At 70.4% G+C, this 26,058-nt stretch carries 25 protein-coding genes; all 25 read right to left on the reverse strand.

Translation table 11 applies throughout. The annotated features are described in order from the left end of the window. A partial coding sequence (locus BLS43_RS27270; RefSeq protein ID WP_143030262.1) for a transposase occupies positions 1-266 on the reverse strand: 266 nt, incomplete at its 3' end. 66 nt (positions 267-332) lie between these two features. Then, on the reverse strand, positions 333-1,250 hold the full coding sequence (locus BLS43_RS27275; protein WP_093089618.1) for an NAD-dependent epimerase/dehydratase family protein: 918 nt from the start codon (positions 1,248-1,250) through the stop codon (positions 333-335). A 10-nt stretch (positions 1,251-1,260) separates the two neighbouring features. Further along, positions 1,261-2,115, reverse strand: coding sequence for a helix-turn-helix domain-containing protein (locus BLS43_RS27280; RefSeq protein WP_245707869.1), 855 nt, complete (start codon positions 2,113-2,115; stop codon positions 1,261-1,263). A gap of 79 nt (positions 2,116-2,194) precedes the next feature. After that, complete coding sequence (locus tag BLS43_RS27285) at positions 2,195-2,572, reverse strand: 2-keto-4-pentenoate hydratase (protein ID WP_245707871.1); 378 nt, start codon at positions 2,570-2,572, stop codon at positions 2,195-2,197. A gap of 851 nt (positions 2,573-3,423) precedes the next feature. Further along, the gene (locus tag BLS43_RS27290; RefSeq protein ID WP_093089584.1) at positions 3,424-4,764 is read right to left on the reverse strand and encodes an FAD-dependent oxidoreductase; all 1,341 of its coding nucleotides are present in this window, start codon (positions 4,762-4,764) and stop codon (positions 3,424-3,426) included. Beyond that, positions 4,761-6,317: a phenylacetic acid degradation bifunctional protein PaaZ gene (paaZ, locus tag BLS43_RS27295; RefSeq protein ID WP_093089585.1), complete on the reverse strand. Its 1,557-nt coding sequence runs from the start codon at positions 6,315-6,317 to the stop codon at positions 4,761-4,763. Before paaZ ends, BLS43_RS27290 begins: the two co-directional genes overlap by 4 nt. 9 nt (positions 6,318-6,326) lie before the next feature. After that, positions 6,327-6,668: a ferredoxin gene (gene fdxA / locus BLS43_RS27300; RefSeq protein ID WP_093089586.1), complete on the reverse strand. Its 342-nt coding sequence runs from the start codon at positions 6,666-6,668 to the stop codon at positions 6,327-6,329. A gap of 27 nt (positions 6,669-6,695) precedes the next feature. Beyond that, positions 6,696-8,108: a benzoyl-CoA 2,3-epoxidase subunit BoxB gene (gene boxB, locus BLS43_RS27305; RefSeq protein ID WP_093089587.1), complete on the reverse strand. Its 1,413-nt coding sequence runs from the start codon at positions 8,106-8,108 to the stop codon at positions 6,696-6,698. Position 8,109: 1 nt separating this feature from the next. Next, on the reverse strand, positions 8,110-9,834 hold the full coding sequence (boxC, locus tag BLS43_RS27310; protein ID WP_093089588.1) for a 2,3-epoxybenzoyl-CoA dihydrolase: 1,725 nt from the start codon (positions 9,832-9,834) through the stop codon (positions 8,110-8,112). A gap of 162 nt (positions 9,835-9,996) precedes the next feature. Next, entirely contained in the window at positions 9,997-10,473 is a 477-nt protein-coding gene (locus tag BLS43_RS27315) for a MaoC family dehydratase (protein ID WP_342741211.1), read from the reverse strand. Further along, the gene (locus BLS43_RS27320) at positions 10,458-11,291 is read right to left on the reverse strand and encodes an ABC transporter permease (protein ID WP_176921585.1); all 834 of its coding nucleotides are present in this window, start codon (positions 11,289-11,291) and stop codon (positions 10,458-10,460) included. Before BLS43_RS27320 ends, BLS43_RS27315 begins: the two co-directional genes overlap by 16 nt. Then, complete coding sequence (locus BLS43_RS27325) at positions 11,288-12,145, reverse strand: ABC transporter ATP-binding protein (RefSeq protein ID WP_093089589.1); 858 nt, start codon at positions 12,143-12,145, stop codon at positions 11,288-11,290. The genes BLS43_RS27320 and BLS43_RS27325 overlap by 4 nt, the downstream gene beginning before the upstream one ends. Before the next feature lie 73 nt (positions 12,146-12,218). Then, complete coding sequence (locus tag BLS43_RS27330; protein WP_176921586.1) at positions 12,219-14,306, reverse strand: acetate--CoA ligase family protein; 2,088 nt, start codon at positions 14,304-14,306, stop codon at positions 12,219-12,221. Beyond that, on the reverse strand, positions 14,303-14,734 hold the full coding sequence (locus BLS43_RS27335; protein WP_093089591.1) for a Zn-ribbon domain-containing OB-fold protein: 432 nt from the start codon (positions 14,732-14,734) through the stop codon (positions 14,303-14,305). The genes BLS43_RS27330 and BLS43_RS27335 overlap by 4 nt, the downstream gene beginning before the upstream one ends. Further along, positions 14,731-15,885 (reverse strand): thiolase C-terminal domain-containing protein, encoded by a 1,155-nt coding sequence (locus BLS43_RS27340; protein ID WP_093089592.1) that lies wholly within the window; start codon positions 15,883-15,885, stop codon positions 14,731-14,733. The genes BLS43_RS27335 and BLS43_RS27340 overlap by 4 nt, the downstream gene beginning before the upstream one ends. Further along, entirely contained in the window at positions 15,878-16,804 is a 927-nt protein-coding gene (locus tag BLS43_RS27345; protein WP_093089621.1) for an SDR family oxidoreductase, read from the reverse strand. Before BLS43_RS27345 ends, BLS43_RS27340 begins: the two co-directional genes overlap by 8 nt. Before the next feature lie 14 nt (positions 16,805-16,818). Continuing rightward, on the reverse strand, positions 16,819-17,967 hold the full coding sequence (locus BLS43_RS27350) for an acyl-CoA dehydrogenase family protein (RefSeq protein ID WP_093089593.1): 1,149 nt from the start codon (positions 17,965-17,967) through the stop codon (positions 16,819-16,821). A 54-nt stretch (positions 17,968-18,021) separates the two neighbouring features. Continuing rightward, complete coding sequence (locus tag BLS43_RS27355) at positions 18,022-19,110, reverse strand: ABC transporter substrate-binding protein (RefSeq protein ID WP_093089594.1); 1,089 nt, start codon at positions 19,108-19,110, stop codon at positions 18,022-18,024. A gap of 182 nt (positions 19,111-19,292) precedes the next feature. Continuing rightward, entirely contained in the window at positions 19,293-20,165 is an 873-nt protein-coding gene (locus BLS43_RS27360) for an ABC transporter substrate-binding protein (RefSeq protein ID WP_176921587.1), read from the reverse strand. Between the two features lie 26 nt (positions 20,166-20,191). Continuing rightward, complete coding sequence (locus BLS43_RS27365) at positions 20,192-20,479, reverse strand: acyl-CoA dehydrogenase family protein (protein WP_093089596.1); 288 nt, start codon at positions 20,477-20,479, stop codon at positions 20,192-20,194. 585 nt (positions 20,480-21,064) lie between these two features. Further along, a complete protein-coding gene (locus BLS43_RS30305) occupies positions 21,065-21,508 on the reverse strand; it encodes an amidase family protein (RefSeq protein WP_176921588.1) in 444 nt (147 codons plus the stop codon). 194 nt (positions 21,509-21,702) lie between these two features. Further along, entirely contained in the window at positions 21,703-22,566 is an 864-nt protein-coding gene (locus tag BLS43_RS27380) for an enoyl-CoA hydratase/isomerase family protein (RefSeq protein WP_093089598.1), read from the reverse strand. After that, on the reverse strand, positions 22,566-24,161 hold the full coding sequence (locus BLS43_RS27385; protein WP_093089599.1) for a class I adenylate-forming enzyme family protein: 1,596 nt from the start codon (positions 24,159-24,161) through the stop codon (positions 22,566-22,568). Before BLS43_RS27385 ends, BLS43_RS27380 begins: the two co-directional genes overlap by 1 nt. After that, a complete protein-coding gene (locus BLS43_RS27390; RefSeq protein WP_093089600.1) occupies positions 24,158-24,994 on the reverse strand; it encodes an enoyl-CoA hydratase-related protein in 837 nt (278 codons plus the stop codon). The genes BLS43_RS27385 and BLS43_RS27390 overlap by 4 nt, the downstream gene beginning before the upstream one ends. Before the next feature lies 1 nt (position 24,995). Further along, positions 24,996-26,030, reverse strand: a complete 1,035-nt coding sequence (locus BLS43_RS27395) for an NAD(P)H-dependent flavin oxidoreductase (protein ID WP_093089601.1) — start codon at positions 26,028-26,030, stop codon at positions 24,996-24,998. Positions 26,031-26,058: the final 28 nt, after the last annotated feature.

The following is a 26,058-nucleotide window of genomic DNA, read 5'->3' on the forward strand; positions in this document are numbered from 1 at the left end:
CACCGCAGATCGAACGTGAGTGCCTCGACCGCCTCACGGTCCGAAAGACCGTGCAGGGTCTGCAACACCAGCACCGAGGCCACCACCTCGACCGGCACCGACGGCCGACCCCGACCCGCGGCGAACAGGTCGGCGAACAACTCGTCCGGAAACAACTCCCGGCGGTGCGCGGCCAGGAACGCGAACATCCCACCCGAAGGGAGCAGATGCCCAGCCACGGACTCGACATCGAGCAACTCACGCTGCGGATCAGACCGTCCCTGCACCCCGACAGCCTCCCAGCCGGGCGAGATCAACACCCGATCCCACGCCAGCGGATTTTCAGCAGTCTCCTAGGCGTCGTGGTCGCGCAGCCACGCGACGTAGTCCCGAACAGCCCGCTCGACGTCGTACTCCGGTACGAAACCCGTGTCCTGCTGGAGCCGGGTGATGTCGAGGTGGCCACCGGGCGCCCCGCCCGGGGGCAGGCTCAGGTCCGCGCCGGGGACGGCCCGGTTGATCGCGTCGACCACCTCGGCGTAGCGCACGAGACTGCCGCTGGAGATGTTGTAGACCGAGTGGCTCAGCCGCTCGGCCGCCATGAGCAGCGCGATCGCGCGGCCGCAGTCCTTCACGTAGCAGAGGTCGGTGGCGTCGTCGGCGCGCGCGGGCGGCCGCGGCGGGGTGAGATCGGGATCCTCACCGCGAACGGCCGCCGTGAGCAGCCGGGGCAGCGCGAAGAACGGGTTGTCGCCCACCCCCAACGGTCCCCAGATCGTGCCGATCCGCAGATTCACCGCACCCGGTCCGGCCAGCGTGGTCCACAGCTCCGCGGTCCGCTTGAACACCGGGATCTGATGGGCCGCGACGGTCGGCAGCGGGGAGTCCTCCTGCCACGGGGTGTCGGGGACGCCCGCGTACGCGGCGATGGTGCTCGCCACCGCGAACCGCCCCACCCCCCAGGCTCGGGCGGCGGCGAGGGCGTTGAGGAGTGCGCTCGACTCGGCTCGCAGGTACTCGACGGGATCGGGGGTGTCCCAGGGCGCGGCGGCGAGATGCACGACGCCACTGATCGCATGCCGCTTCCCTAGATCGAGGAACGCCTCGGCGTCGGTGGTGTCCAGCGACTCGACGACGACGTCCTCCTCCGGGAGGAAGTCGGGCAGCCGGGTGGTGCGGTGCGCGGTGACCACGACCGACTCGCCGAGATCGAGCAGCGCCCGTGCGGTGTGCGAGCCGATCGAACCGAGCCCGCCGGTCACGAGGATCATGGCCGCGACGCTAGGCGGGGCGGGCGGGCGGCTCTTGTACGGAACGGCCATGACCCGGTCGATGTCCCCGCCGCCGCAGCATCGGCAGGTAGGCGGCCGTGTGATCGTGGTCGTCCGCTCCGCCGCAGGCCTCCCGGTACTGAGCGAGGAAGACCCCCGGCGTCACGCAGGCGAGCCTGCGGCACTCCCGGGTCAGGTGCGCCTGGTCGTGGTAGCCCACCTCGACCGCCCAGCCCGCCAGGTCGCCGGGCTCGCCCCGGTCGACGGCCGCCTGGACGCGCGCGGTGAAACCGCGGAAGCGCAGCAGCCGCTGCAGTTCCTTCGGTCCCACCCCGGCCGCGGCGTGACACCGCCGCCGGAGCTGGCGGTCCGAGATCCCCCAGCCTGCCGGGAGGACACCCGCCCGCCAGGGCATCAACCGCCTGACGACCTCGTCCACCAGAGGATCGGTCTCCTCGCCCCTCCTCGCGAGGAAGCCCTGCAGCCGGTCGAGCGCCACCTGCGGCGAGGGCGCGCCGCCGAGCAGATCGGTGAGCCGAGCCTCGTCACCCCAGAGCAGGCCGGTCGTCAGGTCTTCGTCGACCAACTCCCCGGCGGGCAGCCCCGCGAGCCCGCCGAGCGCCCCGGGCCGCACCCGCACCCCGACGACGACGCCGCCCGCGGGGATGACCCGGTGCGTCGCCGAGGTCAGCGGCCCGAGCAGCCGGGGCGCCTCCCCGAGGACACACCGCAGCTCGGCCCCGCCGTGCGGCACGTACCGCTGTCGGATCGGCGCGTCGCCCACCTGCTGGACCCACACCGACGAGACCAACGGGGCGAGGGCGGGCGAGGGCGCCCGCTCCAGGAAGGACGATCCGCCGGCCACACCCCTCATGATGGCTCACGAGGAGGCCTGCCGCGCGTGAGTACGACACGTGGCGACGAGCTGCCGACTCACCGGATGCTCAGCGGCAGCCGAGCTCCAGGGAGCCGAGGCGGTCGATGGTGGCGGTGACGACGTCGCCGGGGCCGACCGGGACGGCGGCGGTGAGCCCGCCGGAGAGGACGACCTGTCCGGCGGTGAGGCCTTCGCCGTCGGTGGCGAGTCGCCGGACGAGCCAGGCGACGGCTGCGGCGGGGTGTCCGAGGGAGGCGGCGCCTGCGGCGGTGGCCACGACCTGTCCGTTCTTCTCGAACACGACACCGACCAGGCGCAGGTCGATGCCCTCGACGGGAACGGGGGCGCCGACGACGAACCGGGCGGCGGAGGTGTTGTCGGCGACGACGTCGGCGGTGGTGAACCGGTAGTCGAGGAAGCGGGAGTCGAGGACCTCGATGCCCACGGACTCCCTGAGACGGGAGCGACGCTAGGAGGCGGCGGGGCGATCGGCAGTCCGCTCTCCGCTCGACTCGGTCCAGTTCTCGCACGGACCGACGAGTGAGCGGAGCGCGCCGCCGACGTCCGCGGCGAGACCGCGCGAAGCGGATGACGGACGGCGCGAATCGGCTGTCCCGCCCCCGCCACCGGCTTAGGATGTCCCGGAACTCCGGCGACCGGCCCGGTGACCGGGGCCGAGTTCGTCACGGTGTCGTGATCAGCGCGGGAGGACCGTGAGGTGACAGACCGGACCCGAACCGGACGGGCCTGCTCGCCGAGCCGGAGCCCCCGACGGGCACGCTGGTGCGCACGAGCGACGTCGACGAGGCCAGCGCGGCCATCTCGCGCGCCTATGCACCCAACACGCTGCAGATCGCCGGCCGCCCGAGCCGGTTCGAGATGCGGCGGTGGACCGCCGGCATGCCCGGGGTGGAGTTCGGTTACGTCGAGCTCGGCACCGACGTCCGGCTCTACGCTCCCCCGCCGCGCTACCACGTCGTCGTCCTCGCCGGCGTCGGGCACGTTCGCGTCGGCCAACGAGGTCCACGGCCCGGTACTTGCGCGGCCCCTTGTGCCGGCCGATCTCGCGGCCGGCCCGCGCGATCTGGGAGATCGACTCCCCACGCGACCAGCGGGCCTACAGCTGCTGCCTGTCCTCGTCCGACATCCCCGGACGACCCGGCTTCGCCACCGCCCGCACCTCCACCATGATCATCTATCACGGTGTTGCGCTGACCGGTTGAGTCCAAGGCGGCCCGTTTGAGGATCGTTCTCCAGCTCCGACTCAAGGTCGGAGTCCGCCCGAGCGGGGGAAGGTCACCCTGTGTCCATGCCGAATCTCTGTGGACCCGCGTGAATGAGCATCGACGTGAGGTCGTGAACCTTCACCCGGCCTCGGCCGGAGTCGTGGCCCAGCGTGCCTTCGTAGGCTTCGAGCCGGAGCCAGCCATCCCAGTCGGTCACCTGTATCTCGCGCTCGGCCAGCAATGACAGGAGACCGCCCCCACGGGATCGCGCATCCGCCGGAAGGTCATCCAAGACCGCCGCAGCCGTCTCCGCGCCGTCCGGACGGTTGCTTCCGATGACGCCGACCGGTCCGCGCTTGAGCCAACCCGCGACGTAGACCCCCGGCACCGACGCACCGTCCGCGAGGACCCGGCCCGCGTCGTTCGGCACGGTCCCGGTGGCCTCGTCGAAGGGCAGGCCCGGCACGGCGGCACCGCGGAAACCGACGGCGGTGACCACCAGGTCGACTGGCAGAACGGCCTGCTCCCCCGTCGCGACGAGGCGCTCCTCGTGCGGGGCGGTGTGCTCGACCACGATCCGCTCGACGCGCCCGTCCCCCGCGATCTCCCGCGGCGCGACGCCGAAGTGGAGGTGCAGTCGCCGTGACCGGTTCCTGGGCGGAGTCTCGACGAAGGACTGGAAGATCTCCAGGTTCTGCCGGACCCTCTTGTCGGTGGCGCTGTCCGGCTCCGGGACCGGGACACCGCCGGTGTGCAGGACGACATCGACGTCCGCGAGCTCGGTGAGCTGGAACAGCTCGGCGGGGGTGAACTTCGCCTCCGCGGGTCCACGCCGCACGAGAACATGGACGTCGCAAACCCGGCTGCCCGCCAGCGCGTCGAACACCCTGGCGGGCACGTCCGTGTCGCGCAGCTCGCCGGCCGTCCGGCTCAGCACCCTGGCGACGTCGAGCGCGACGTTCCCCGCGCCGACGACCGCGACACTGCGCGCCTTCAGGTCGTAGTGGGTCACCGCCACGTCCGGATGACCGTTGTACCAGCGCACGAACTCGCCCGCGCCGAGGACACCGGGCAGATCCTCGCCGGGCACACCCAGCCGCCGGTCGTGCTCGGTTCCGGAGGCGTATACCACGGCATCGTAGAGCTCGACGAGCTCGGCGTGGGACACGTCGCGCCCGACCTCGACGTTGCCGAGGTAGCGGATCTCGTCGCGGGCGAAGGGCTTGGCCAGCACCTTGGAGACGATCTTCATCTTCGCATGGTCCGGCGCCACCCCGTAGCGGACCAGCCCGAACGGCGTCGGCAACCGGTCGATCACGTCGATCGCCATGGGAACCTTCGAGGCGACGAGCCCGGCGACCGTGTAGAGCCCGGACGGACCGGACCCGACGACGGCGACCCGGGGGCTCACCGTCCGCCTCCGCGAACTGCGGCGAGCGCGGCGGGAGAACCCTGCACCGCGATCCGCTGTAGGTGGTGGTGGACGGACTCCAGCCCGCCCAGCTCCGCGCCACCGCCCGCCCGCCCGGGACCGCCGTGCAGCAGCCCCGGCAACGGTGGGCCGTGGCCGGTCGACTCGGGCGCGGAGTCCGTGTCCAACACGAGCACCCGGCCGTGCCACGGAGCGAGCCCACGCACCATCCGGGCGGCGAGCTCGGCGTCCGCCGTCACGAGCGACGCCGCCAGGCTGCCCCGGCCACGGGCCGCCAGCGCCACAGCGTGGTCGGTGTCCCGGTAGCCGAGGACGGTGCTGACCGGGCCGAACGCCTCGATCGAGTGCGCCTCCGGGGCCTCGGAATCGGCGGCGTGCAGCAACACCGGGGCCATGAAGGCACCCCGCTCAGGGTCCGCATCCACCGGATCGACCTTGTTCGGGTCCCCGAATGCGATCGAGGCGGACCGGGTCAGCCCTTCCACTGCCGCCCGTACATCCGTCCGCTGAGCCAGCCCGGCCAGCGCACCCATGGTGACGCTCTCACTGGTCGGCGCGCCGACGACCACCTTCGCAAGTGCGGCCGACACAGCCTCCAGCACGGGGTCCACCAGGTGCTCCGGGACCAACGCACGGCGGATGGCCGTACATTTCTGGCCGGCCTTGACTGTCATCTCCGTGACGAGCTGGTCGGTGAACAGCCCGAACTCGGCGCTGCCCGGCGACACGTCCTCACCCAGCACCGAACAGTTGAGCGAGTCCGCCTCGGCCGTGAATCGCACGGCCTCGCGCAGCACCGCCGGGGTGGCCCGCAGCCGCTCCGCGGTCGCGGCCGATCCGGTGAACGCCACCGAGTCCTGCGGACCGAGGTGGTCCAGCAGGTCACCGGCCGACCCGCACACCAGCTGGAGCGCGCCCTCCGGAAGCAGGCCCGACTCGATGATCTTGCGGACGACCAGCTCGGCGAGATATGCCGTGGGGGTCGCAGGCTTGACGATGGACGGCACTCCCGCCAGCAACGCCGGCGCCAGCTTCTCCAACATCCCCCAGACCGGGAAGTTGTAGGCGTTGATCTGCACCGCCGCACCCAGCCGTGGAACGGCGAGGTGCTGCCCGACGAAGCCGCCCGCCCGCGACAGTGACTGGGGGTCGTCCACAACCAGCACCGAGTCGTCCCCGAGCTCCCGCGCGCCCAACGCCGCGTACGCCGACAGGACACCGATGCCCCCGTCGACGTCGAACTTCGAGTCGAACAGGGTGGCTCCGGTGCGGTGCGAGAGCGCGTAGAACTCCGGGCGGTGCTCGCGCAGCGCCCCTGCCAGCGCCTTCAGCAACGCAGCCCGCTGCGCGAAGGTGGTGGCCCGCAGCGCGGGGCCACCCACTTCCCTCGCGTGCTCGGCGACGGCAGCCATGTCCAGCCCCGCGCTGGACACACTCACGATCTCCTCACCGGTGACGGCGTCGACCACCGGGACGCCGTCCGCGCCGGCGGTCCACCGTCCACGCGCGTACGACTCGAGTGCAGTACCCATCGGTGCCTCTCAGCCTTCCTTCCGGTAGGAGGCGATGAAGTCCGTGTCGATCCCCACCGGCCCGAGGTCGTTCGCGCCACCGGGCAGGCCCAGCGGCGCGTCACGCCCCGGGAGGACGTCCTCGAAGAAGCGGAGACCGTCCGCGACGAACTCCTCCTGACCCGCGGGCACCGCACGGTCCTGAGAGATGGCCTCTACCGGGCACGCCGGCTCACAGGCCCCGCAGTCGATGCACTCGAGCGGGTTGATGTACAGCTTGCGGCTGCCCTCGTAGATGCAGTCGACAGGACACTCGTCCATGCACGACCGGTCCATGATGTCGACGCACGCCGCGGCGATCACGTAAGGCATGACGGCTCTGTCCTTCCTCGGATGACCTCAGGAGAGGTGGACGTACTCGTACTCGAACGGCTTGCCGTTGATGCCGGTGGTCGGCGGTGCGATCCAGCCGGCGATCTTCCCGGGCTCGTACACCGGCCGCATCAGGCTCTGCACGTGCGCCTTGTCCGCGGCGGACGGCAGCCAGCAGTCCTCCTCGGCCTTCCACGCGTCCGGCCCGACGACCCCACCGGACGGGGTCACGTGGTGTTCGGAGAACAGCCCCACCTGCCGGTTGAACCCGACATGCGGCAGCGAGAGCCTGGTGTCCAGCCCCGCCCTCTCGATCACTCGGTTCCAGCGCGTCAGACCGTTCTCGCAGTCCTTGACGTACTCGTTGCGCAGGTCGAGGTTCAGGGCGAGCAACGCGGACACCTCATCCGAGGCGATCCGCCCGTCCCGCACGGAGGCGATGGAGAGAGCGCCCTCGGTCAGCTGGTGGTCGTCCTTGCGGCGCTCCTCCTGCCAGCGGCCCTTGAGCCCGGCGGTGAAGTAGTTGGCCGCGTTCGTGGACCGCTCGGAGCCGAACAGGTCCAGCGACACCGAGTAGTGGAAGTTCACGTACTTCTGGATCACGTCCAGCGGCACCCCGCCGTGCGGGGCGATGTCCGCCGTGTCGTGCTCGCGCATCAGCTCACAGGTCCGCGTGACCACCCGGTCGATACCGGTGGTGCCCACGAACATGTGGTGCGCCTCCTCCTTCAACATGAACTCACACGTCCGGCTCAACGGATCGAACGCCGACTCCTTCAGCGTCCCGAGCTGGTACTTGCCATCCCGGTCGGTGAAATAGGTGAACATGAAGAACGACAACCAGTCCGGCGTCTCCTCGTTGAACGCCCCCAGGATCCGCGGGCTGTCCAGGTCACCGGAGTTACGCTGCAGCAGCGCCTCCGCCTCCTCGCGGCCGTTGCGCCCGAAGTAGGCGTGCAGCAGGTACACCATCGCCCACAGGTGCCGACCCTCCTCCACATTGACCTGAAACAGGTTGCGCAGGTCATAGAGCGACGGCGCGGTCTCCCCCAACCGCCGCTGCTGCTCCACCGACGCCGGCTCGGTGTCACCCTGGATCACGATCAGCCGCTGCAGATCCGCCCGGTACTCCCCGGGCACCTGCTGCCAGACCGGCTCGCCCTTCTGCTCCCCGAACGCGATCCGCCGGTCGTCTCCCCGCTCGGCCAGGAACACACCCCAGCGGTACTCCTCCATCGCGACGTGCCCGAACTGCGCCCAGCCCTCCTTACCCACGTCCACGGCCGTGCGCAGGTACACGTCCTGCGTCGGGACGGCCGGGCCCATGGTCTTCCACCAGCTCAGGAAGTTCGGCTGCCAGGACTCCAGCGCCCGCTGCAGCCTGCGGTCGCTCGCCAGGTCGACGTTGTTGGGGATCTTCTCGCTGTAGTCGATCGACATGTCAGACCCTCTTCCGGTCGAACTCGGCCTTGCGTCCCGTGCCGTACCTGCGCAGCGCACCCGCCTCACCGGAGGCGTTGGGCCGCACGAAGATCCAGTTCTGCCAGGCGGTGAGCCGGGAGAAGATCCGCGACTCCATCGTCTCCGGCCCGACGAACCGGTGGTTGGCCTCCATCCCGGTCAACGCGTCCGGGGAGAGCGAGGCCCGCTCCTCCAGCATGATCCGGATCTCGTCCTCCCAGTCGATGTCGTCCGGGGCGTCGGTGACCAGACCCAGCTCCAACGCCTCGGCGGCGGGGATTGCGCGACCGCTCTCGCGGACCAGCCAGGCGAGGTGGTCCGCGTCGCCGTAGAAGCGGCTCTCCACCCGGCCGATGCCGTTCGACATGGGGTAGCCGGCCAGGTTGCTCTCGGTCAGCACGATCGTCGCAGGGGTCTGTCCCTCCTCAACGGTGCCGTCGAGCATGTACTGGCGGTCACTCGCGAACGCCAGCTCCAACAGCACACCGGCGAAACACGAGCCAGGCTCGATCAACGTGATCAGGCTGCGCGAGGTCACGTCGAGCCGCTTGAGGACCCGCTTGAGGTACAGGTCGATCTCGTTGACGAGCCAGTCGTCGCGGTGAGCCGCCAGCAATGCCTCGTAGCCCAGGACGCGCGCGCTGTCGCCCTCGGTGCGGATGAGCCAGGTGCCGAGTTCGAGCTCGTTGGCACGCAGCCGCAGGACCAGGTCGTCGAGCTCACGGGTCATCGCGAGGGTCCAGAACGTGTCCCCCGCCTCGTGGATCGCGTCCAGCGACTCGGGGGCGTCGGTCTCCGGACCCCGGACGGTGACGTTCACCAGACCGGCCGGACGGTCGAACGTCGCCGTCACGTAGCGGTAGGCGATGCTGTCCGCGGACATGGTCGGGGACAGCGGTGTGAGCGCGATCCCCTGTGTGGTGCCCTGCGCGGTGCGCGCCCGAGTCGACGCTGCCGCGACCTCCGCGGCGCGCTCGGCGATGGTCTCCGCCCACACGCGCTTGGGGATCGCCTCGTCGACGAGCTTCCACTCCACCGCCTGCTTGCCGCGGATCCCCTCCGGCTTCGTCGCGAAGACGTCTGCCCGGTCCTTGCGCACCCGACGCTTGTCGATCACCCGGGTCAACCCACCCGTCCCGGGCAGCACGCCCAGCAGCGGCACCTCGGGCAGCGACACGGCCGAGGAGTTGTCGTCGATCAGCAGGATCTGCTCGCAGGCCAGCGCCAGCTCGTACCCGCCGCCCGCCGCCGTGCCGTTGACCGCCGCGATCCACGTCTGGCCCGAGTTCTCGGTCGCGTCCTCGATCCCGTTGCGGGTCTCATTCGTGAACTTGCAGAAGTTGACCTTCCACGGATGCGTACTCTGAGCCAACATCCGGATGTTCGCGCCCGCGCAGAACATCCGGTCCTTCCCGCTGGTCACCACGATCGCGCGCACCTCGGGGTACTCGAATCGCAGCCGCTGGGACGCGTCGTAGAGCTCGATGTCCACGCCGAGGTCGTAGCTGTTCATCTTCAGCGCGTAGCCGGGCACAAGCCCACCCGCCTCGTCGATGTCCAGGGTCAGCGTCGCGACCTCGCCGTCGACCGCCAGCCGCCAGTGTCGGTAGCGCTCTGGCGCCGTGTCGAAGGTGACCGCCGGCGAGGTCGCCGATGGCAGGCGCTCCTCCTCGACCTGACGGACAGCATCGGCCGTGACAGACATGTTCCAGACCTCCCGTGGTGGTGTGCCTCTCCGATGTTCTACGAAATTGTGTCGTTGCGTCAAGTTGCTGTCGCATATTTGTTTCGTGACCCGAGACATGCCGGAAACGGCGAAGCCGGGTGCGGTCGGTTCGACCACACCCGGCTCCCTCTCCCGGGGCCATCAGACGTAACGGCGAGACACCATCGTCGCCACGCACGCGGGCTTCCGTTGTCCCTCGACCTCGACGGTCAGCACGGTCTCGATGTGGACTCCACCGCTGATCTCGCGCACACTCGCGATCCGAGCCCCGCCCCGCACGCGCCCGCCCACCGGAACCGGTGCCGGGAAGCGGACCCTCTCGACCCCGTAGTTCACGCCCATCCGAAAGCCCTCGAACGCCACGAGGTCCGCCATGAACAGAGGCGACAGCGACAGAGTCAGGAAGCCGTGCGCGACGGTCACCCCGTACGGCCCGTCGGCGGCGCGGGCGGGGTCGACGTGGATCCATTGCCGGTCGCCCGTCGCCTCGGCGAAGGCGTCGACGCGCTGCTGGTCGACCAGGACCCAGTTCGACCAGCCGAGATCGCGACCCGCCATCTCCAGCGCAGCGGCGGGTCCCGCCACCACGACCGGCGTGGTCGTCAGCGCTTCCGCCACGGCACCAGCACCCCCTCCAGTCCCTTGACGAGGAGCGCGAACAGGAATCCCAGCAGCGAGATGACGACGAGCCCGACATACATGTTCTCGACCTGGAAGGTCTGCCACGAGTTCCAGATCAGGAAGCCGAGGCCGCTCTTGGCGCCCAGCATCTCGGCCACCACGAGCAACATCAATGCCATCCCGAACGCCAGGTTGAACCCGGTGAGGATGAGCGGCAGCGCACCGGGGAAGGCGATGGTCCGAAACACCTGCCACCGGCGCGCGCCGAAGTTGGTCCCGACGTCGTGGTAGATGGGTGCGATCTCCCGGACGCCCGCCACCGTGTTCACGGCGATCGGGTAGAACACCCCGACTGCCACCACAGCGATCTTCGATGCTTCGCCCAGCCCGAAGACCAGGAGGAAGAGCGGGAAGATCGCGCTCTTGGGCACCGGGTAGGTGGCGGCGATGATCGGGTCGAGCGCCGCGCGCAGCTTGCGGGACAGGCCCATGGCCAATCCCAGCAGAAGAGCGGGAACGCCACCGATCAGGATGGCGATGAGCAGGCGGCGCACGCTGACCCACGTGTGCTCGACCAGCTCCCCGGAGGCGAGCATCTCCACCCCGCGAACAACGATCGCGCTGGGCGCCGGGAAGAACCGGGTGTCGATGATCCCGACCTGGGCCAGCGCCTCCCACAGCACGAGCACAAGAACCGGCGTCGCCACGGCCAGGAAGCGGTCGCTGCCCAACCACGCCGTCCGCGACCGGCGCGGCCGGACCGGAGGCGGCGCACCCGCGTCCTCGGTCCTGGGGCCGGCGTCCAGCGCGGTCACGACCTGCCCCGCAGACTGGCGAGCTGCTCGCGTTCCTGGGCCTCGAGCACCTCGGAACGCAGCGAGCCCCAGATCTCGTGGATGAGCTCGCCGTACTCGGGCTGTGCGCGCAGCTCGAGTACCTCGCGCGGTCGCTCGAACGGCACGTCGACGATCTTCTTGACCCGACCGGGCCGGGAGGTCATCACCATGACCCGGTCTCCCATCGTCACCGCCTCGTCGACACTGTGGGTGATGAACACGACCGTCTTCTTCGTCTCGTCCCAGATGCGCAGGAGCTCGTCCTGCAACAGCGTCTTGTTCTGCTCGTCGAGGGCGGAGAACGGCTCGTCCATCAGGAGGATGTCCGGGTCGTTGGAGAACGCCCTGGCGATCGAGACCCGCTGGCGCATGCCTCCGGACAGCTCGTGCGGGTAGGAGCGTGCGAACCGGGTGAGCCCGGTCTTGTCGAGGTAGTGGCCCACGATCTCGCGGATCTCCGCCTTGGGCCTGCGGCGCATGGTGAGGCCGTAGGCGGCGTTGTCCCACACCGTCATCCACGGGAAGATCGAGTCACCTTGGAAGATCATCGAGTGGGCCGGCAGGTCTCCTCCAGGCTCCGCGATGTCGATCACGCCACCGGACGGCGTCTCCAGGCCCGCCAACATCCGCAGCAGCGTGGTCTTGCCACATCCGCTGGGGCCGACGATGACGAAGAACTCCCCGGTGCGGATCTGGAGGTCCAGCCGATCCACGGCAGTGACCTCAGATCCGCGCCGGGTGAACGTCTTGACGAGCTCCCGGACGTGGATCCGTTCCGACGGAGAGGTGGGCGCGGGCGGTGGCAGGTCAGCGGTGACCGTCTTGTTGGCCATGGTGGTTCATCTCCTACTCGACGGGCACAGCCGTCTCGTATGTGGACCCGATTGGCTCGGGGACAGGTGTCGATCAGCGCCGCAGACTGACCACGGCGTCGAGTGCGCGGACCTCCCCCGAGTCGGTGACCACGAGGGGGTTCACGTCGAGCTCACGCACGTGCTCGCGAGCAGCCCATGCGAAGTCGCCGATGCCCGACACGACCCGGGCGACTTCCGTGAGCACGTCGGGCCGGTCCGCCCCGACGTGTGACCTGCAGAGGTTCTCCACCTCGGCGGTGGTCGTCGGCAGCAGGCGGAACTCGACGTCCGCGAGCTCCTCGACGCGCGACCCGCCCCGCCCGACGGCCAGCACCGGACCGAACGTGTCGTCGTCGTAGACCCCGACGAGCAGCTCGCGTTCCGGCCGCACCATCTCGGAGACCAGGACACCGTCGAGCACCGCGGTCGGAGCCGCGGCTCGGACCGCGGCCAGGATCTCGCCGTACGCGGCAGTCAGCTCCGCCGCGTCCGCGACATCCAGGCGCACGCCACCGACCGCGGCCTTGTGGGCGAGATCGGGAGAGACGATCTTGACGGCCACCGGGTAGCCGACCTCGTCCGCCGCCGCGAGCGCCTCGTCCAGGGTGTGGGCGTGGCGCTCCCGCGGCAGCGGCAGCCCGTGCTCGGCGAGCAAGGCCTTCGACGCGGCCTCGTCGAGTAGGCCGTCCACGGTTCCGAGGTCGACCACGACACCCGCATCCGGCACCGCCGCGACCGGCCGGGACACCAGGTCGGCGCCGCGCAGGGCGCGGACGCAGGCCTCGATGTCGTCGAAGCAGGGGACGCCACCCGCGGACCGCAGCCGGGCCACGAACTCGGCGTTGTCCGAGCCGCTGAACCACGCGACGTACAGCGGGATGCCTGCCACCTCGGCCGCGGCGAGCAGATCGTCGGCCGTGCTCTCCGCCGACGCTCGGAAGCGGGACGCCAGGGGAACGACAAGAGCGTCGACCCCCGGGTCGGCACCCACCACCTCGGCCACGAGCGCGAACACGTCGAGCCTGCGCTGGGTCGCGCCCGCGGTGTCCACCGGGTTGGAGATCGCCCCGAACGGCAGTTCCAGGGCCGCCAGGCCGTCCTGGGTGGCCCCGGCGAGCACCGGGACCTCCAGGCCTGCTCGGACCAGAGCGTCCGCGGTGACGGCGCCGAGCCCGCCCGAGATGCTGACCACGCAGACCCGGCGCACCGGCCTCCCGATCTCGGTGCCCAGGAACACCATCGGGGTCTCGACGAGCTCGTTCAGGCTGTCCACCTGAACCGCCCCGGCCTGGAGCAGGGCCCCTCGGTACAGCGCCGGGGTACCCGCGAGCTTCGCGGTGTGGCTCAGCGCGGCCCGCGCACCCACCTCGGTCTCGCCGACCTTGAACACGACCACGGGCTTCCCCGCCAGCCGCGCGGTCCGGCATGCCTCGGCGAGCGCCCGTCCGTCATGCGCACCTTCCAGGTAGAGGGCGATCACCTCGACGCGCGGCTCCGCGGCCAGCGCGGTGATGACGTCGGCCGCCGTGGTGACGCTCTCGTTGCCGGTGGACACGATGTGCGAGATCCCGACACCGCGGTCCGAGGCCCGCACGGCCAGGCTGCCCGCGATCGCCCCGCTCTGGCTGACGATCGCGAGTCCCCCGGGCCGGAGGTCGGTGCTCTCGAGGATGGCGAAGTTGCCTGCCCACGCCCCGTTCAGGATGTTGACGACACCCAGGCTGTTCGGACCGCCGACAGCCAGGCCGTACTCGTCGGCGACCTCGCGCAGCGCGGCCTCGTTCGCGTCGCCCTCGGGTGTCCCGGCCTCCCCGAAACCCGAGCTGAGCACCACGAACGCCTTGATCCCGCGCTCGGCACACCCGCGGACCGCAGTCACGGCCGCGGCAGCGGGCAGGGCGATCACGGCGACGTCGTGCGGCTCGAGCTCGGCGATCGACCGGGTGGCCCGGATGCCGTCGATCTCGTCGCCGCTCGGGTGCACGACGGAGATGCGGCCCGCGAAACCGCCGCGCCGCAGGTTCTGCAGCACGGCGTACCCGCCGACCTTGCTCTTGCCGGGCGCCGGGCGGCTGACCCCGACCAGGACGATCGACGACGGGTCGAGCAGGGCCTCGAGCGCCCCGTCGGTCCCCGTCACGACGGCCTCCAGAACGGGACCGAGAGACCCTCCGCGACCCGGACCCCGTAGACCTCGACCTCGAGGCCGATGTGCACCTCGTCGACCGGGACGTCGGTGATGGAGCCCATCAGCCGGACACCCTCCTCGGTCTCGACGATGGCGACGACGTAGGGCAGCCGCTCCTTGAAGTAGGGCACCCCCATCTGGCGGATCACGGTGAACGTGTGGACCGTCCCGCGGCCGGATGCGGGGGCGAAGTCGGGCCGGTTGTCCGGCGGGTACATCTCCGGCGGGCGAGGGTAGTGCTGCCACGTCCCGTCGGGGAAGCGCTGCAGGACGAACTCGCCGCGGTCGAGCGCGGCGAAGAAGGGCCGGGAGACCCCGTCCACCTCCGGTACCGGAAGGCCGGTGTCGATCGCGTCGACGACGTCCACGGCGGTACTCATCGAACGGGCTCCTTTCCGAGCAGTGTGACCCCGATGCAGGACAGCCAGCCCCCGGAGCCGGCCGCGATGGCGACCGAGCAGTCCGGCACCTGGAGCCTCGCCTTGCCGCGCAGCTGGCGCACGGACTCGGTGAGCAGGAAGATCCCGCGCAGGCCAGGGTGGCACGACGACAGGCCGCCACCGTCGGTGTTGACCGGCAGGCTCCCTCCGTACCGGATGTTGCCGTCCTGTACGAAACCTCCGGACTCCCCGGGCTTGCAGAAGCCGAGCCCCTCCAACAGCATCAGCACCGTGATGGTGAAGCTGTCGTAGATCATCGCCATGTCCACGTCGGCCGGGGTCAGTCCGGCCTCGCGGAAGGCGTCCCTACCCGCCTGCACTGCACCCGAGCTGGTGAAGTCCGGCATCTGGACCGGGTTCCAGTGGGTCTGCGCCGTGCCGGTGCCGAGGATGTGCACCGGCTGGGAGGGCAGGTCCTTCGCCCGCTCGCGGGTCGTCATCACGACGGCGCCGCCGCCGTCGCTGATCACGCAGCAGTCGAGCTTGTGCAGCGGGTCCGCGATCATCCGCGAACCGAGCACGTCGTCGACCGTGATGGGGTCTCGGTACATCGCCTCGGGGTTCGAGGCAGCGTGGTGGCGCATGTCGACCGCGACCTGGGCCATCGCCTCCGGTGTGGTCCCGTAGACGTGCTGGTGGCGCTGGGCGATGAGGGCGTAGGAGCCGACGGTCGTGTTGCCGTAGGGGGCCTCGTACTGGCCCCAGGTGGCGGGCTCGCCCGCGGTGGCAGGGCCGGTGCCCAGGCTGCGCCCGGCCCGGCTCAGCAGGTCCGAGCCGTAGGTGATCAGGACGGTGTCGGTGTAGCCCGCGCGGATCGCCGCCGCCGCGTGCTGGACGTGGTACTCGAAGGACGAGCCGCCGGTCCATGCGCCCGAGAGATAGCGGTAGTTGAGTCCGAGGAACTCGGCCATGTCGGGCAAGCGCTCGTTCGCGCAGAAGTAACCGTCCACGTCCGCCATGGTCAGTCCGGCGTCCTCGAGGGCGCGCCCGGCAGCGAGCGCGTGGTGCTGGCGCTGGCTCAGATGTGGGGCCTTGCCGAGCTCGGATTCGCCGATTCCGACGATCACAGGCTCGCGGTCGTGTTCAGGCATTCGTGCGCTCCACCTTCAGCTCCGCCTTCTCCGTGCCGCGCACGGGAACCGGCTCGGGCGCCTTCGCCAGCAGGGACCTGACGATCGGGCCGATCTCGTCCTCGGTCAGGTCTCGCTCGACCTGCTCCTCGACGTCGAAGCGCCAGCCGCCGACCACCGACACGCGCCCCCCGGTCAGGGAGAAGACGCGGCCGGTCACGTCCGAGGAGTCCTCGTCCGCCAGCCATGCCACCACGCGTGACACGTGCACCGGGTCGAACCGGTCGAATCCGCTGTCCTCGCCCATCTGGGAGGCGAACAGCTTCTCGGTCATGCGGGACCGCGCGATGGGGGCGACCGCGTTGACCGTCACTCCGTAGCGTCCCAGCTCCGCGGCGAGCGCCAGGGTGAGCCCGGCGATGCCCGCCTTGGCGGCCACGTAGTTGGCCTGGCCGATGTTGCCGAACAGACCGGCGCCGCTGGTGGTGTTGATCAGCCGCCCGCTGCTGTCCTGTCCGCTCTTGGACAGGGCACGCCAGTGGTCCGCTGCTCGCCGGGACAAGCAGAAGGTGCCCCGCAGGTGCACGGCGATCACCGAGTCCCAGTCCTCCGGGGTCATGTTCACGAACATCTTGTCGCGCAGGTTGCCGGCGTTGTTCACGACGGCGTCCAGACGCCCGAAGGTGTCGACCGCGCTCGCGACCATTCGGCCCGCGGCCTCCCAGTCCGAGACGTCGCTGGTGTCGCCCAACGCCTGCCCGCCCGCTGCGCGCACCTCGGCGGCGACTCCATCGGCCACCGACTCGCCCTCGTCGGTCGTGCCGAAGTCGTTCACGACGACCGCGAACCCGCGGCGGCCCAGCTCGAGAGCGTGGCTGCGGCCGATGCCGCGCCCGGCACCGGTCACGATCGCGACCCGGCGGCTCATGTTCTCTGCCATGCCCTGCTTCTCCCTCACAGCGCCAGCGACTTGGCGATGATCAGCTTCATGATCTCGCTGGAGCCGCCGTAGATTCTGGTCACCCGCGCGTCGGCGTAGAGCCGGGTGATCTCGTACTCGAGCATGTAGCCGTAGCCGCCGTGTAGTTGCACGCAGCGGTCGACGATGCGGCCCTGCGCCTCGGAACAGAACAGTTTGACCTTCGCCGCGTCGGCGGCCTCGAGACGTCCCGCCAGCAGCTCCTCGACGGCCCGGTCCAGCAGGACCTGGGCGGCCTCGAACTCGGTCTCGGACTCCGCCAGCATGAACTTGGTGTTCTGGAACCGGGAAAGGCTGCCTCCGAACACCTCGCGCTGGCGCACATAGTCGATGGTCCGGTCGATCGCGGCCCGTGCCTGCACCACCGCGTTGACGGCGATCTGCAGCCGCTCGACGCCGAGGTTGGATGTGAGGTACTCGAAGGCCCGCCCCTCGTCGCCCAGCCGATTGGCCACGGGCACCCGTACATCGTCGAAGAACAGCTCCGCGGTGTCGGTGGCACGGACGCCGAGCTTCTCGAGCTTGCGGCCCCGGCTGAAGCCCGGGGTGCCGTCCTCCACCACGATCAGCGAGAGCCCCGCCCGGCGGTTGTCCGCCTCCGTCGAGGTCCGGGCGGCGACGATCACCAGACCTGCGTTGATACCGCCGGTGATGAAGGTCTTGGCGCCGTTGAGGACGTAGTGATCGCCGTCGCGCACGGCGGTCGTCCGGATGCCCGCCAGGTCGGAGCCCGTCCCCGGCTCCGACATGGCGATCGAGGTCATCGTCTCACCGGAGGCGATGCCCGGCAGCCAGCGAGCCGCCTGCTCGGCGGTGCACAGCCGCAGGTAGTACGGCGTGGTCACGAAGAGATGGACCGGAATGCCCCCGAGCGGGGCTCCCAGCTTCGCCGCCTCCTCCATGAGCACGTAGGGGAAGCGGAAGTCGTCCACCCCGCCACCGCCGTACTCGGTCGGGACCGCAGTGCCGAGCAGCCCTTGCTCGCCGGCCCGGCGGTACGCCTCCTTCGGCACCAGACCCGCGGCGGTCCACTCGTCCGCATGGGGGGCGAACTCCTTCTCGAGGAAGGAACGGGCGAGGGACCGGAAGTCCTCGTGGTCCTGCTCGAAGAGAGGTCTGTGCATCGTGCGTCTCCTCCGCCCGGTGGCACCGGGCCTTTCCGTGGTGGTTCGGGGCGTTCAGCCTTTGGTGTACGGCCCGAGACCCTGTGCCGCCCGCTGGACGAACGACAGGTCGAGGGAGTCCTGCAGGTTCATGGCGGGGTTCGTCAGCCAACCGCCCTGGCGGAAGAAGTCGAGATCCTTCTGCAGACTGGCGCTGTTCGGCTCACCCGACGGATCGACCCCGTTGACGACGATCGCGCGCAGGGTGTCCGCGGGGACCTGGGTCCGCTCGGCGAGTACCTCGATCACCTTCGGCGCGTTCGGCCCGCTCAGCTTGCCGTCGGGCCCGATCGCGTCGTTGTAGGCCCGCACCCCGCGCAGATACGCGCGCATGAACCGGTCGGCCACCTCCGGCTGCTCGGCGGCGAACCGCTCTCCGTAGAGGACGACGCTGGTCTGCTGCTCGGGATACATCGAGTCGGACTCGGGGAGTCGCACGGCGGCACCGCTGTTGAGCGCGGCGGTGACGAAGGGCTCGGTGGTGACGCTCGCGGCGACGCTCCCGTTCTCCAGGGCTGCCATATGCTGGGAGCCCGTGAGGTAGGTCCTGTTGACGTCCTGGAGCGTCAGCCCGGCCTGAGCCAGCCCAGCGTTCAGGAAGGCCGAGGTCGACGAGCTCTCCGCGTAGTCGGCGACCGGGCGCCCCGCGAGGTCGGCGGGCTTCGTGACCTGCCCGCTGTCGTAGAGTGACTTCGCGACCAGGATCGCCATGTAGCTGGCCTGGTCCTGGATCCGGCCCTTGTCCGCGACGATCCGGACCTGGACCCCGCGGTCGATCGCGTTGTACAGCGCGGCCGTGGCTCCCGACGCCCCCACCTGCAGGTCGCCGGTACCCAGCGGGGCGATCATGTCGCTCGCCGAGGCGAAGTTGGTCAGATCGACCTTGATCTGCTCCTCGGAGAAGTAGCCGAGCGCATCCGCCAGGTAGAAGGGGGCGTCACTCACCGCTCCACTGATCCCGACCCCCACGGTGGCCTGCTCGCCCCCGGTGTCGCCAGACGAGCAGGCCGCGACCAGGGACACCGCCAGGATCCCCGCGGCGACCGCACCGATCCTGCCGAACAGTCCCGACGGTCGGGGACCGCTCCGGTGGATCATTCTCATGACATCACTCCCCAGCACTCCGTCGTGTCGGAAGACGTGCCCTGCCTGCACACGGGTAGGGCCGCAAGCCGCTGCCCAGGCACCCACTCCATGTGCTTCGTGGCACGAAACATCCCCACCTTCGCGCGTCGGATATGGCGTGTCAAGAGTGGTATCGGCTGCGACTCGGCGTCACCGAGCCCTCACCGCGAGGCGGGAGGGCTATAGGGTCCCAGCTCCGCGCTCGCCTTCTGGGCGAAGCCGAGGTCGATGCAGTCGTCGAGGGAGACCCCCGGGTTCGTCAGCCAGCCACCCGCCGCGTAGAAGCGGATGTCGCGCTCGATCCCCTCCCGGTTCATCGCTCCGTCCGGGTCGACGCCGTTGACGGTGATCCTGCGCAGGACATCCTCCGTGGCACCGGTCCGCTGCGCGAGGATCGGCACGACCTGGCTCGCAGCGGGACCGGTGAGTCGCCCGTCGGGGCCGACGGCGTCGCTGTAGGTGCGCGCAGCACGCAGGTAGGCCACCATGAAGCGCTGTGCGGCGTCCGCGTCCTCGCTGATGAACCGCTCGCCGTAGAGGAGGACGCTCGTCTGCTGGTTCGGGTACATGTCGTCCGACTCGGGCAGCCGGACGGCGATGCCCTGGTCGATCGCTGCGGTGCCGTAGGGCTCCGGCGTCACGCTGGCCACCACACTGCCGTTCTGCAACGCCGCCGGGTGCTGGGCACCGGTGATGTAAGTGCGGTTGACGTCCGCGATCGTGAGCCCCACCTTCTCCAGCCCCGCGTTGAGGAAGGCCGAGGTCGTCGAGCTCTCCTGGTAGTCGGCCACGGGCCGACCGCGCAGGTCTGCCATGGAACGGATCTCACCGGAGTCCCAGAGGCGCTTGTCCACCAGGATCGACTCGTAGCTTCGGCCGGGGATCACCCGACCCTTGTCGGCGACCATCCGAACCCCGACCCCGCGATCGATCGCGTTGTAAAAGGCGGCGGTCGCCCCGGAGGCGCCGACCTGGAGGTCGCCGGTGCCGAGCGGCGCGATCATGTCGCTGGAGGCCTTACCGTCCAGCGCCATTGCCGGCACGACATCGCCAGTCCCTCTCATGTCGCCTGGTCGCGACGTGTCCCGCCGCGATGGTGGGTGGCGATCGCCCTGGCGATCCCCATCCTCTGCATCTCCGAGCTTCCTTCGTAGATCTCCAACACCCGCTGGTCCCGGTACAGACGTTCGACCGGATGGGGCTTCGCGTAGCCTTCGGCGCCCAGCACCCGGACGGCGGCATCGACCGCGCGGTGCGCGACCTCGGTTACATAGACTTTCCCCATCGAGGACGCGGTCCGGTCGGGGCCGGAGCCCCGGTCGGACCGGGCGGCCTCCCACGTCATCATCCGAGAACCCGAGCCGGCAGGCGCAGCGAGCCGGCCAGCCCCGTCCACGCAGTGAGCACCGACCCCGCCCTGTCCACCCCGTCCGAGCACTGGATCACTCGGTACCGGATACGGCCCCCTCCGTCGTGGAGGAAGGCGAGCGTGGCACAGCCGGGAGAACAGCACGTCGACGTCGGTGAACCACTCCAGGCCGCACTCTGGCGGGCCCGCTCCCGCTGCGAGTTGACGAGATCACGAACGGGCATGGGCTCCGCGCCAGGATGGCTCTGCACCGTCTGGGCCCGCAGCGTGGTGGTGATTCCGCGAAGACATCGTCGAGCGGGACCGCCGGAGCCGTACGGGAGACGATCGCGCCCGCGTCGGCGAGCCGGTCCGCCGCCCGCCGGACTGCGACGACGACCACGGGAGCCGTCGTCGTGACCGGGTGTTCGTCGAGGACGGCGACCCGCAGTCCCCGCGGAACGTCCGAACGGGCGCGAGGCAGCGCGACCGACCACGCCGCCCCGTCCCCACCCGACGGGCCCGCGAGCACGTCCATCAACAGGCCCAGGTCAGCCGCGATGTGCCCGATCGGCCCGAACGCGTTCATGTCGGGCCCGGGTCGAACGCCGTCAGCCCGGTCGCGACCGCCACGGCCGAGGCGCCCGAGGAGCCGCCCGAGGTGCGGGTGTGATCCCAGGGGTTGCGGGTCACACCGAAGACGGGGTTGTGGGTCTCGAGATCAGCCGACCACATCGAGCAGTTGATCTTCCCGACCAGCACCGCGCCCGCCTCGCGCAGCCGCCGCACCGCGGGCGCGTCCTCGACCGGGACGTGGGTACGCAGCTCCGGAGCTCCGGCGGTGCTCGGGATCCCCGCCGTCTCGATCGCGTCCTTCACGGTGAACGGCACACCGTGCAGCGAGCCGACCGGCCTACTGCTCGCGAGCTCCCCGTCTCGACGGGCGGCCTCGTCCAGTGCTCGGTCGGCAGCCACGGTGACCACGGCGTTCTCGGACGCCCGCGCGATCCGGTCGAGGGTGATCCGCACGAGCTCGCGGCTCGAGACCTCGCACGGACGCGACCGGTTCCGCCACCGTCGCCCGACGGCCTGCGCTGCGGAGTGCGACCAGCCCGACCACCGCGCACAGGCTGATGACCGAGAGGACGATGACGAAGGCGTCCTTGCTTCCCAGGACACCCAGGAGCGCCACCGATCACGGGACCGAGCGGTGGTGGTGGTGTTCAGTCCGAGGTGTAGTGACGCTGTCGGCTGGCGAACGCCTCGCGCGTCCCCGTCCGTGCCCGCTCCTTGAGGAAGTTGAACTCGTCGTCCTCGAAGCGCAGATTGGTACCGAGCGTGTGCCCGACGTACCCGCGCGCGAACTGGTCGCTGCCGCCGAGGGAGTCCATCGCCATCTGCCACATCGCCCGTCCCGTGACCAGCGCGTCCCGCGGATGCTGGGCGATCCGGTGTACCCAGTCCTCGACGGTGCCTTCCAGCTCGGGGAATGGGACGGACCTGTTCACCAGGCCCATGTCCCGCGCCGTCGGGCCGTCGAAGTCGTCCCCGAGGAGCAGCAGCTCGCGGGCCCTCTTGGGTCCGTACTGCAGGATCTGCGAGTTGAGGTGCCAGGTGTTGCCCGCGAGGCCGAGCCGCTGCTCGGCGTGGCTGAACCGTGTGTCGTCCGCGGCGACCGCGAGGTCGACCAGCTCGACGAGGTACAGCCCTGCCCCCGTGCACACGCCGTGGACCTGGGCGATCACCGGCTTGAGCGCGTACTGGAAGGCCTTGTAGTTCTCGCCCAGCCTGCGGTCTCTGGCGAGTCGCTTGCGCTGGCTGGGGCGGCGCGGGCGACTCCCGTCCTTCCCCGGTTCGAGACCGTAGGACGAGGCGGCGTCGTTGTAGTCGTGGCCAGAGCAGAAGGACTTCCCGCTGCCCTTGAGGACGATCACCTTGATCTCGTCGTCGTCCTCCAGGCTGTGCAGGGCCTCCACCAGGATGTCCAGGTCGCCGAACCGCAGTGCGTTGTGCTTCTCCGGCCGGTTCATGACCAGCCGCCCCACGGCGCCGTCCCGTTCAACCAGGATCGGGTCGAGGTCACCCATCAGACGTCTCCCTCGGTGTCGGTGGGCCACTGCTCGCGCACCGCGCGGCGCAGGACCTTCCCAGATGCGTTGGTGGGCAGCGGGCCCACGGTGAACCACCAGCGGCTCGGCACCTCGTGGCGGGCCAAGGTGCGGGCGGCGTGCTCGGCGAGATCCCGCTCGGTCGCCGACGCACCGGGCTGCAGCACCACGGCCGCCGCCACGACCTCGCCCAGGTCCGGGTCCGGCAGGGGCACCACGGCGACCTCGGCGACGTCCGGGTGGGACGCGACGCCCTCCTCGACGTGGACGGCGGCGATGTTCTCCCCGCCGCGGATGATGATGTCCTTGCTCCGACCGGTCACGTAGAGCCAGCCCTCGTCGTCCAGGCGGCCCAGATCGCCGGTGGAGATCCAGCCGTCCGCATCGGTCAATGGGGTCGGATCCCCCAGATAACCGTCGGTCATGGCGGGCGTCCGCGCGCGGATCTCACCGGACCCGTCCGGTCCGGCGCCGTCGATACGCAGCTCGACGACCGGCAGCGCTCTCCCTACTGCGCCCGGCCGGGCGGAAAGCTCACGACCCGAGCCTGCGGCGAGGATGCCGCCCGCCTCGGTGAGCCCGTAGAGGCTGCCGACTCGCGACCGCACGCCGGAGAACCGAGACCCGACACGCTCGCGGAGCTGCGGTGAGATCGCGGCACCACCCATGGGCACCGACGACACGCTGCTGGTGTCGTAGCCGTCGAAGCCGGGATGGTCGAGGACCCGCGAGACCATCGTGGGGATCGCCCCCCAGACACGGACGCGCTCGGTCTGGATCATCTCCAGCACCTCGGCGGGGTCGAACTTCCCCCGGAGCAGCGCGATGCGTCCGCCCGAGATCATCGTGGTGATGCTGACCTGGATCCCGGCCAGATGGAACAGCGGGGCGGTGAGCAGCCCAACAGTGCCCGGGTGGTCCTCGGACAGCTCATCAGGCAGCCGTCCGGTCAGCGTGAGGACGTTCTGGATGTTCGCCACGACCGAGCGGTGCGACATGAGCACGCCCTTGGGGATGCCTGTGGTTCCGGAGCTGAACATGACCAGCGCAGGTGCGTCCTCGACGGGCCGGGCGAGGACGAGCTCAGCCGGCTCCGGGCGGTCGACCACGGCGCGCACCTCGCCGAACCCGACGGTGGGAACCGACGGGAGCTCCCGGTCGGTCACCGCCAGCGTCGGCTCGAGCGCCGCCACGATCGCCGCCACCTCGGCGTCGCTCCACCACGCGTTACCCAGGGCCGCGACCGCGCCGATCGACTGCACAGCCCAGAAGGTGACCAGCCAGTCGATGCTGTTGAAACCCGACAGGAACACGGTGTCCCCGGACTTCAGCCCGCGGTCCCGCAGCAAGCCGGCCACTCGGGCCACCGCGTGCTCGTTGTCGGGACCGGTGAACCGGCGCTCACCCTGCACGAACAGTTCGCGGTCCCCCCACCGGCGCCGTTCCAGGAGCAGCTCGCCCACCGAGCGCGGGCGCTGTCGGTAGACGAGGCAGGAGTGCCCGTGCACCGTGGCCCGCTCGACCTCGCGCCCCCAGCGCCGCTCCGCGACCCCCGTCGCCTCCGTCGCCGTCACGCCTGCTCCCGACCGGGGCGGAAGCTCGGCTCGCGCCGCCCGAGGAACGCCGCCACGCCCTCCTTGTAGTCCGGTTCACGCATCATCGTCCCGATCAGCCGCTTGCTCTCCTCGACCGCGGCCCGCGCGTCGGGGCTCAGCGCGTCGGCCCAGATCTGCCGCTTGGCCGAGGTGACCGAGGCGGGCGAGACCGCGGCGAGACGGTGGGCATAGGTGCGCACCGCGGCGTCGAACTCCTCCGCCGGGAACACGCCGTTCAGGAAGCCCATCCGGTCGAACTCCTCGGCGCGCACCACGCGGCCGGTGAACAGGACGTCAGTGGTGTGCGTCATGCCGATCAGCCTCGGCAGGATCCACGACAGCCCGTACTCGGCGGGGAGGCCGAGCTTCGGCGCCGCCGTGGTGAACTTCGCCCCGGCGACCGCGAAGCGCAGGTCGCAGAACGCAGCGAGGGCCACGGCGATGCCCGCACACGCACCGTTGACCGCGGCGATCATGGGCTTACGCAGGCCCAGCTGCCACGCGAGGTCCGAGTCGAACTCCGGGCGGACCCCGTAGCCGGGGTTCGCGGGCTCGGCGGACAGCCCCGGGTCGTAGTGTTCCCTGCCGACGTAGCCACTCAGGGCCTTGGGGTCGGCCCCGATGCAGAACGTGGTTCCGGTGCCGGTGAGCACGATCACGCGGACCATCGGGTCGTTCTCCAGCTGCGCGCAGATCCAGCGGAACTCGTCGTGCATCCGGCCGGTCCATGAGTTGCGTCGCTCGGGCCGGTGCAACCACACCGTCGCCACCCCGGCGTCGTCGACCTCGTAGCGGGTCACCTTCAGTTCCATGTCACCACTCCCCCGACGACGGCCGAGGCGCACCGAGCGCAGCGGCAGCGTCGTTCACCATCTGCTCGACCAGCTCCGCGGCCGAGACGGTCTCGGTGATCCCGCTCGCGACCTGCCCCATCAGGACGAGCCCACGCTCGACGTCGCCCTCGATCTGCGCCAGCCGCATGGCCGAGATCTTCTCGGCGGCGTGCGCCGTTCCGGCGGCCTGCGCGGCGGCGATGTCGTCCGCGCCCTTGTTGTGCAGCACCCGGCACGGACCGAACACCCCGTCGATCACCATGTCCTGGCTCTCCCCCGCGGCGAGCACAGCCTCCCGGTAGCCGGCGCTCCACTGGGTGTTCTCCGTGGTCACGGCGAACCGGGTACCCAGAGCCACAGCGTCCGCACCCAGGCACAAGGCGGCCGCGAGACCACGGCCGTCACGGACCCCGCCGGTCAGGACCACCGGAACGTCCACCGCGTCGGCGATGTTGGGCACGAGAACGAAGGTGTGCATCCGACTCGTCGGCGCGTGACCGCCCATCTCGAATCCCGCGGCGATCACCGCGTCCACTCCGGCGGCAGCGGCCTTGCGCGCGTGGCGCGTGGAGCCGACCTTGTGCTGGTGCAGCAGACCCTCGTCGTGCAGGCGGGCGGTCAGTCCCTCGGGGAACCCGGCCGAGGTCGTCACCACCCGGAGCTGCCGCTCGATCGCGTTGTCCGCCCGACGAGCCTGGAGCACGGTGTCCAGATACCGCAGGGCGGAGGCCGCCACACCGCCACGACGCTGCCCGATCGGGATGTTCACCGCGAAGGGTTGCGAGGTCTGGGCGGCACACTCCTCGACGCTGCGTCGCAGCTCGACAGCGGCCTCGTCGAGGTTTCCGACGGCGCCGGGCACACTCACCGTGCCCAGGCCACCGGCCTCGGACACCGCCGCCGCGAGTCGCGTGGTCCGGAACGGACCCATGCCCTCCTGGACGACGGGATGTCGGACGCCGATCAGCCGCGTGTAGCGGTTCTCGAGCGGGCAGGTCACGACCCGTACCGCCATGTCGACGCATGATGCTTCGTTGCACGAA

Source organism: Pseudonocardia oroxyli (genome assembly GCF_900102195.1).
GTDB lineage: Bacteria > Actinomycetota > Actinomycetes > Mycobacteriales > Pseudonocardiaceae > Pseudonocardia > Pseudonocardia oroxyli.

Bases quoted from the DNA above. Each gene is read 5' to 3' on its own strand.
- BLS43_RS27275 (WP_093089618.1), bottom strand. From the start codon at position 1,250: ATGATCCTCGTGACCGGCGGGCTCGGTTCGATCGGCTCGCACACCGCA.
- paaZ (WP_093089585.1), bottom strand. From the start codon at position 6,317: ATGGGTACTGCACTCGAGTCGTACGCGCGTGGACGGTGGACCGCCGGC.
- fdxA (WP_093089586.1), bottom strand. From the start codon at position 6,668: ATGCCTTACGTGATCGCCGCGGCGTGCGTCGACATCATGGACCGGTCG.
- boxB (WP_093089587.1), bottom strand. From the start codon at position 8,108: ATGTCGATCGACTACAGCGAGAAGATCCCCAACAACGTCGACCTGGCG.
- boxC (WP_093089588.1), bottom strand. From the start codon at position 9,834: ATGTCTGTCACGGCCGATGCTGTCCGTCAGGTCGAGGAGGAGCGCCTG.
- BLS43_RS27325 (WP_093089589.1), bottom strand. From the start codon at position 12,145: ATGGCCAACAAGACGGTCACCGCTGACCTGCCACCGCCCGCGCCCACC.
- BLS43_RS27335 (WP_093089591.1), bottom strand. From the start codon at position 14,734: ATGAGTACCGCCGTGGACGTCGTCGACGCGATCGACACCGGCCTTCCG.
- BLS43_RS27340 (WP_093089592.1), bottom strand. From the start codon at position 15,885: ATGCCTGAACACGACCGCGAGCCTGTGATCGTCGGAATCGGCGAATCC.
- BLS43_RS27345 (WP_093089621.1), bottom strand. From the start codon at position 16,804: ATGGCAGAGAACATGAGCCGCCGGGTCGCGATCGTGACCGGTGCCGGG.
- BLS43_RS27350 (WP_093089593.1), bottom strand. From the start codon at position 17,967: ATGCACAGACCTCTCTTCGAGCAGGACCACGAGGACTTCCGGTCCCTC.
- BLS43_RS27355 (WP_093089594.1), bottom strand. From the start codon at position 19,110: ATGAGAATGATCCACCGGAGCGGTCCCCGACCGTCGGGACTGTTCGGC.
- BLS43_RS27360 (WP_176921587.1), bottom strand. From the start codon at position 20,165: ATGGCGCTGGACGGTAAGGCCTCCAGCGACATGATCGCGCCGCTCGGC.
- BLS43_RS27365 (WP_093089596.1), bottom strand. From the start codon at position 20,479: ATGATGACGTGGGAGGCCGCCCGGTCCGACCGGGGCTCCGGCCCCGAC.
- BLS43_RS27380 (WP_093089598.1), bottom strand. From the start codon at position 22,566: ATGGGTGACCTCGACCCGATCCTGGTTGAACGGGACGGCGCCGTGGGG.
- BLS43_RS27390 (WP_093089600.1), bottom strand. From the start codon at position 24,994: ATGGAACTGAAGGTGACCCGCTACGAGGTCGACGACGCCGGGGTGGCG.
- BLS43_RS27395 (WP_093089601.1), bottom strand. From the start codon at position 26,030: ATGGCGGTACGGGTCGTGACCTGCCCGCTCGAGAACCGCTACACGCGG.